We start from the raw sequence: 6,148 nt of genomic DNA, 5'->3' as shown, positions 1-6,148 counted from the left end.
GATCTCGTTGAAGAAGAAGGTGGTGAGACGCTCGCCATGGCGCAGCAGCGGGCCGGGTTCGATGCGCGGCTTGCCCTCGGCATCGACATAGGTGTGATAGACGAGGTCGTTCGGCATCAGGTCGACGGTGCCTTCGACGCGTTCGAAGTCGCCGCCGATGGCGCGGGCGAAGGCGCGCAGCACGGTGGTCTTGCCGACGCCGACGTCACCTTCGAGCAGTACGTGGCCGCGCGCGAACAGCGCCACGTTGATCAGTCGCACCACGCTGTCCTGGCCGATCACCGCCTTGCGTACTTCGGTTTCGACACGCAGCGCGGCGTCGCGCCAGTCCTGCAGATGTTCTTCCCTGTTCATGCTGTCTCCCTGATGCGGAATCGATCGTTGAGGCGGGGCGCTGCCCATGTACCGACAGCGCCGGAGTCTAGGCAGGAGGCGACGGGCAAGTTGCCCTGTGTGCGTGGACGAGGGCTCAGCCGGCGCCGCGCGTCCGCGTGTCGGGCGCGCTCAGCTGCGCGATCAGCCGCGCGTTGGCCCAACCGAACAGGCAGCCGATCAGCAGCGCCAGCGGCAGCGCGACGATCACGTTGTCGGCACGCAGCGCGGTGAGCACCGTAGCGTCGAAGCGACCGGGCACGTCGAGGTAGGCCCAGTTCGCTGCGAAGCCATAGACGCACACCGGCAGCACCGCCAGCCGCGGCCAGCCGGAGGCCAGACTCATGACACCGACTGCGGCGCCGACCACCAGCGGTACCCACACAGTGCCGGGCAGCGTGGTCGGGTTGAACAGGATGGCCAGCGCCGCCAGCCAGCCGGCGAATACGCCGAACACTGCGTGCGCCAGCACAGCCGCCAGTGCGGCCGGCGGCCGGTCGCCGCCGCCGAGATGGAAGAAGCAGGCCCAGGCGATCACCATCGGCCACATCGGCAGCGGGAAGGTCTGCATCGTGAAGGTCATCGTCACCGCCAGAATGACGTTGGCGCAGACCAGGGCGGAGAAGGGCTTCAGTGCGTGCATGGCAATGTCCTTTCGAGGCGTGGGCGTGCAGCCGCCCCTGCGGCCCCGGTGGGGCTGCATGCGTTCGGGCGGCGAGGAGGGGAGCGGCCGCAGCCGCGGCGTCAGGTGCGGCCCTGCTGCACCAGTTCGGCGTATTCGTCCGGCGTCAGCAGGCCCTGCGCTTCGGCGACCTGACTGTCGCGCGCGGGCAGTACGTCCTGCAGCCCGTCGATGCGCTTCCAGGTCGCGGGCGGCGTTTCGCAGCCGGGCTGCGGCACGTGCGGCGCACCGGCGACGCGCTGGTAGCGGTGGATGTAGCGCGGGCAGTTGATGAAGATTTCCGCCAGCTTCACGCGCACGACGAATTCCGCGCCGTGGAAGGCGGGCAGGCCCTCGTGCAGCAGCGGATCGTCGCGGCTCACCGTGGCGTCGCCATGCACGCGCACGCGGTGCGGCGTTTCGAAGTCGATGAACAGCATGCCGATCTTCGGGTTGGCGCCGATATTGCCCATCGACAGGAACATGCCGTTGCCGTCGAAGCTCGGGAACGCCAGCGTCGTCCCATCGACCACCTTGACGAAACCGGGGCTGCCGCCCTTGTGCGACACCGTCGGGTAGCCGCGATGGTCGATCGTGGTGAGAAAGAAGAAGTCGCGCGACTCGATGAAGCCCTGATGTTCGGGCTGGATGTCCGGATGCACGATGAATTGCTGCACGCGGTCGGCCAGCGGCCGCATGTCGAACTTTTCCTGCAGCGCGCGGTGCTGCGCGCCGTAGAGCGTGGCCATGTCTCCTCCTGAATCAAGAAAGCTGTCCGATGAACGGACAAACCGGTTGTTCGAGGTTTTGTTGTGTGAGGTCGATGCTAGTGTTCGCATCTGCATGCGGCAATAAGCGTGCGCGACATAGGTGTCCGCATATCGGACACCGTTCCTGCGGGCGGACGGAGCGGAGGCAGACGGGCCGATGAAGGGGCGATCTTCAGCGCAATGCGGCGAGGCGGACGAGGCGCCGGCCGGCAGCCTGCACCGCGCGCGGCTGCTGGTGACGACGATCGCGCGCGGCTCGCGCCGCGGCAGCCTGCTGACCGAACTGGTCGCGCGCACCGGTCTGCCTCGGCCGACCATACACCGCGTGCTCGACATGCTGATCGACATGGGCTGGGTCGAGCGCGACCCGGTCACGCTGCGCTTCAACCTCGGAGGCGATCTGGCCGCGCTCGGCTATTCGGCGATCAGCCGCCAGCCGGTCGAACGCGCGGCGGCGACCGAACTGAGCGCGCTGGCCGAGGAACTCGACCAGGTGGTGTTCCTGAACATCCGCAGCGGGCTCGACAGCGTGTGCATTGGCCGCTATGACACGCGCTCACAGATACAGGTCGGGCGCGGCGACGTCGGCCTGCGTACCGCCTTCGGCATCACGCAGAGCTGCATCGCGATGATGTCGCGGCTGCCGGCGGACGAGGTGTGGGAGGTCATGCGCATCAACCTGTCGCGCTTCCACCGCGTCGAGCGCTACGACGAAACCCGCCATCGCGACGCCGTCGAGTTCGCGCTGGCGCACGGCTACTGCTGCTTCGACGGCATGGTGCTGGACCGCAGCACCAGCGGCATGGGGGTGCCGATCTGCGACGCCGGCGGCTATCCGGTGGCGGGCATCGGCACCACCTTCATCAGCGCCTGGCTGGACGAGGCGGGGCGCGCCGCCTGTCGGGCGCGGCTCGAAGCGGCGGCCGCACGTATTGCACAGCGCCTGTTCGCGCTGCCCGAGGGAGAGGCCTGATCGACAGGTCGCCGCTCAGCGGGTGATGAAATGCACCGCGGTCAGCAGCGTGCCGACGAACAGCGCGGCGCCCAGTACGGCACCGGCAATCAGATGCAGCGGCTTCAGCGTGACCGTTTCGAGCTCGTGCCGGCTGCGCTTGCGCACGCCGAAGAAGCTCCAGAACACGGTGGTGGCGATGCGCAGCACGGACGGGGCGTGAGACGAGGACATGACGGATCTCCAGCAGCGATGATGGCGTGCGCGCGCGGGCGCACCGTGTCGCGACACTAGAGCCCGTCGCGCGCACGGAACAGATCCAGTCACGCCGAAACAGGACCGGCACAGCCGGCAGCCCTCGCTGCCGCGGGCAAGATGCCCGCGCGCCAGCCGGCTAGAATCCGGCCGATGAAGCGCGGCACCAACCTGAAACTGACGCTGATGCTGCGCATCACGCTGCTCGCCGTGGCCATCGGCGTGCTTGCGTCGGCCGGCCTGATCTGGCGCACGACGACACGGCTGCAGGCCGAAGCGGTGCGCAACGCTGACCTCGTGTCGCGGCTGATCACCGACCAGATGTCGCGCCAGCTGAGCGGGCTCGAACTGAACATCGGCAAACCGGATCTCGCCCGCTTTGCCGAATTTTCGGAAGTGACCCGGCTGTGTGTGCAGTACTTCGACCTCGAAGGCACGCTGTCGGCCAACAGCTGCCAGCAGGCGCCGCCGCCGCAGGCGACCGCCGAGGCGCCGGCGTGGTTCCGCGAACTGATCCGCTACACATTGAACCGGCGCATCGACCGTGGCGCCGAGTCGGCCGCCGACAGCGGCGAATCGCCGGGCGTGAAGGTGGGGCGGCGCGTGCTGTGGTATCAGCCCTACGGCGTCGGCCTCGACGTCGGGCGTGCGCCCGGCCTGAAGATGGGCGAGGTGCTGATACGCGTCGATGCCGACCGCGAGAGCGCGGCTGTGTGGAGCGAGATCACGCGCCTGCTGATGTGGGCGGTGCTGGCGCTGCTGGCGTTCAACGTGCTGATCTACTTCAGCATCAGCCGCGCGCTGCGTCCGGCGGCGGCGGTGCTGGACGGCCTCGGCAAGCTCGAACGTGGCGATCTGGACGTACGTCTGCCGGCCTTCGAACTGATCGAATTCGACCGCATCGGCTCGGTGTTCAACGCGATGGCCGGCAATCTGAAACAGAAGACGCAGGAGCAGCAGCGCCTGGCGCAGATGCTGCTCACCGTGCAGGAAGGCGAGCGCCGGCGGCTGGCGCGCGAACTGCACGACGAGTTCGGGCAGAGCCTGGCGTCGATCAGCGCCGAGGCGGCCTGCGTCGTGAACGAGGCGGGGCGGCCGGAGCCGCAGCCGGAGGCGCTGCGCGCCAGCGGCCGGACGGTGCTGCGCACGGTCAGCGGCATGATGGAATCGCTGCACGGAATCCTGCGCCAGCTGCGGCCGGTCGGACTGGACGAGTACGGGCTGATCGCCGGCCTCGACAAGCTGGTGCGCATGTGGGACGCCCAGGCGCGCGGCCGCTGCAGCTACCGCCTGGAGGTCAGCGGCGACTTCGCCGACGTGCCGGACGACATCGCGATCAATCTCTATCGCATCGTGCAGGAGTGTCTGACCAACGCGGCCAAACATTCCGGTGCGACGACGGTCGACGTGCAACTGGAGCGGCGCACGGCGAGTGACGACATCCGGCTGCGCGTCAGTGACGACGGCGTCGTGCGCGGGCCTGATCTGCCGGCGCCACGTGGCAAGTCCGGCGGCTTCGGCCTGATCGGCGTGAAAGAAAGGGTGATCGCGCTCGGCGGCCGCGTGCAGCTGTCGGCGCGCGATCCGCAGGGACTGGCGGTCGATATCGTCGTGCCCTGGCAACTGACGGACGGAGGAACACCGGCATGACCGATACACCGATCAGCGTGCTGCTGGTCGACGACCACGCGGTGGTGCGCGAGGGCTACCGGCGTCTGATCGAGCGGCATCCGCCGCTGACCATCGCGGCCGAAGCCGGCTCGGGCGAGGAGGCCTACCGGCGCTACGTCGAACTGGCACCGGACGTGGTGGTGATGGACATCACGCTGCCCGGTGCGAGCGGCATCCAGACGCTGCAGCACATCCTGCAGCGCGACCGCAACGCCCGCGTGCTCATTTTCACCATGCACCGTGACGCCACCTTCGTCGAGAAGGCGCTGGAGTCGGGCGCGCTCGGCTATGTCACCAAGAGTTCGTCGCCGGATCTGCTGGTCGAGGCCATCTGCGCGGTGTATCACCGGCGGCAGACGCTGAGCCCGGACGTGCAGACCGAACTGGCCGCACTGCGCCGCGCCGGCACCGCCGCGAAAAACCCGCTGGCCGCGCTGAGCGCCCGCGAATTCGAAATCCTGCGCATGCTGGTCGCCGCGAAGTCGCGCGAGGACATCGCCGACACGCTGCACATCAGCGTGAAGACGGTGTTCAACATTCACTACCAGATCAAGTCCAAGCTCGGCGTGTCGACCGATATCGAACTGATGCACGCGGCGCGACAGCTCGGCTTGATCGACTGAGTTTGCGGGAGCGACCTCTGGTCGCGATGCGGCCTTTGCGGATCGCCGGCTTCGATTCAGGCTGCAATCGCGAGCAAGCTCGCTCCCACGGGAATCCGGGCTCCGACGACGAGGCGGGCGTGCTTCTGGTGGGAGCGACCTCTGGTCGCGATGCTGCATTGGCTCAACCGCTTTCCTGTGACCATCGCAATCCCTTCAGATCCAGATTGCATCCCAATGCGGATAGTCGCCGACCCGTTCAACCAGACCCGCACGCAGTGGGTTTGCAACGATGTAGCGCGCTTGATCGCGTACGTCCTCGCCTTCGCGAGCGCCGCGGTCATGAAATCCGGACTGCCAGATTGCTCGCCCGATCCTGTGCGCACTCACCGACTTCACCCGCTGCACGACCTGCGACAGCGTGGCCGCTGTGTCGAGCCTGAGCAGCCAGTGCAGGTGGTCAGGCATCACGACGAACGCGAGGGTTCGGCTCATTCCGACGCGGTCGGCCTCCATCAATACGCCTATCAGAGTTCTCGCTGACCACAGATTCTCGAACACCGGTTCACGCGTTCGGGTCACCGTCGTCACCAGATAGGCGCGCCCGGGTTCCGAAACCCGGCCACGACGAAGCCGGTGCGATGAGGGTGCATTGATCATGACGTTGAGATTTCAGTTCAACGAAATGTATATCGCAGAGCCTATGCGCATGATTTGCGGTCGAGATCGCGAGCAAGCTCGCTTGTATGTTCTACCGTGGCAAGCGTAGGAATAGCTTGTCGGGCGGAGGGACCGAGCTCGGATCTGACGGCAAGCACGTACAGACAGTGGGAGAGATGTCCCGCCCTCACCCCAAGCACCGATC

At 67.2% G+C, this 6,148-nt stretch carries 8 protein-coding genes; 3 read left to right on the top strand and 5 right to left on the bottom strand.

The window, feature by feature from the left end:
* The 3 genes from AC51BJ_RS19805 to AC51BJ_RS19795 all read right to left on the bottom strand — a co-directional run.
* Positions 1 to 354: AAA family ATPase (locus tag AC51BJ_RS19805; protein WP_496281379.1), on the bottom strand; the 354-nt coding region annotated here is incomplete at its 3' end.
* Between the two features lie 115 nt (positions 355 to 469).
* Positions 470 to 1,015 carry a DUF1097 domain-containing protein gene (locus AC51BJ_RS19800; protein ID WP_496281378.1) on the bottom strand — a complete coding sequence of 182 codons (546 nt, stop codon included), beginning with the start codon at positions 1,013 to 1,015 and terminating at the stop codon, positions 470 to 472.
* A 101-nt stretch (positions 1,016 to 1,116) separates the two neighbouring features.
* Positions 1,117 to 1,782 (bottom strand): pyridoxamine 5'-phosphate oxidase family protein, encoded by a 666-nt coding sequence (locus tag AC51BJ_RS19795; protein WP_430435021.1) that lies wholly within the window; start codon positions 1,780 to 1,782, stop codon positions 1,117 to 1,119.
* Between the two features lie 178 nt (positions 1,783 to 1,960).
* On the opposite strand from AC51BJ_RS19795, the gene AC51BJ_RS19790 reads away from it, so the two are divergent.
* Positions 1,961 to 2,776: an IclR family transcriptional regulator gene (locus AC51BJ_RS19790; protein WP_496281377.1), complete on the top strand. Its 816-nt coding sequence runs from the start codon at positions 1,961 to 1,963 to the stop codon at positions 2,774 to 2,776.
* A gap of 15 nt (positions 2,777 to 2,791) precedes the next feature.
* Here AC51BJ_RS19790 and AC51BJ_RS19785 read toward each other — a convergent pair whose 3' ends face one another.
* Complete coding sequence (locus AC51BJ_RS19785; RefSeq protein ID WP_496281376.1) at positions 2,792 to 2,989, bottom strand: DUF2970 domain-containing protein; 198 nt, start codon at positions 2,987 to 2,989, stop codon at positions 2,792 to 2,794.
* Between the two features lie 174 nt (positions 2,990 to 3,163).
* Here AC51BJ_RS19785 and AC51BJ_RS19780 point away from each other — a divergent pair, with 174 nt between their 5' ends.
* A complete protein-coding gene (locus AC51BJ_RS19780; RefSeq protein WP_496281375.1) occupies positions 3,164 to 4,660 on the top strand; it encodes a sensor histidine kinase in 1,497 nt (498 codons plus the stop codon).
* The gene (locus AC51BJ_RS19775; RefSeq protein WP_496281374.1) at positions 4,657 to 5,304 is read left to right on the top strand and encodes a response regulator; all 648 of its coding nucleotides are present in this window, start codon (positions 4,657 to 4,659) and stop codon (positions 5,302 to 5,304) included. Before AC51BJ_RS19780 ends, AC51BJ_RS19775 begins: the two co-directional genes overlap by 4 nt.
* 195 nt (positions 5,305 to 5,499) lie before the next feature.
* Here the strand turns inward: AC51BJ_RS19775 and AC51BJ_RS19770 are convergent, their stop codons facing one another.
* Entirely contained in the window at positions 5,500 to 5,943 is a 444-nt protein-coding gene (locus AC51BJ_RS19770) for an REP-associated tyrosine transposase (protein ID WP_024300832.1), read from the bottom strand.
* Between the last annotated feature and the right edge of the window lie 205 nt (positions 5,944 to 6,148).

This window comes from Methyloversatilis sp. S146-33, assembly GCF_059552495.1.
The sequence above is the reverse complement of the archived record's forward strand: the minus strand, read 5'-3'. Positions and strand labels throughout refer to the sequence as shown.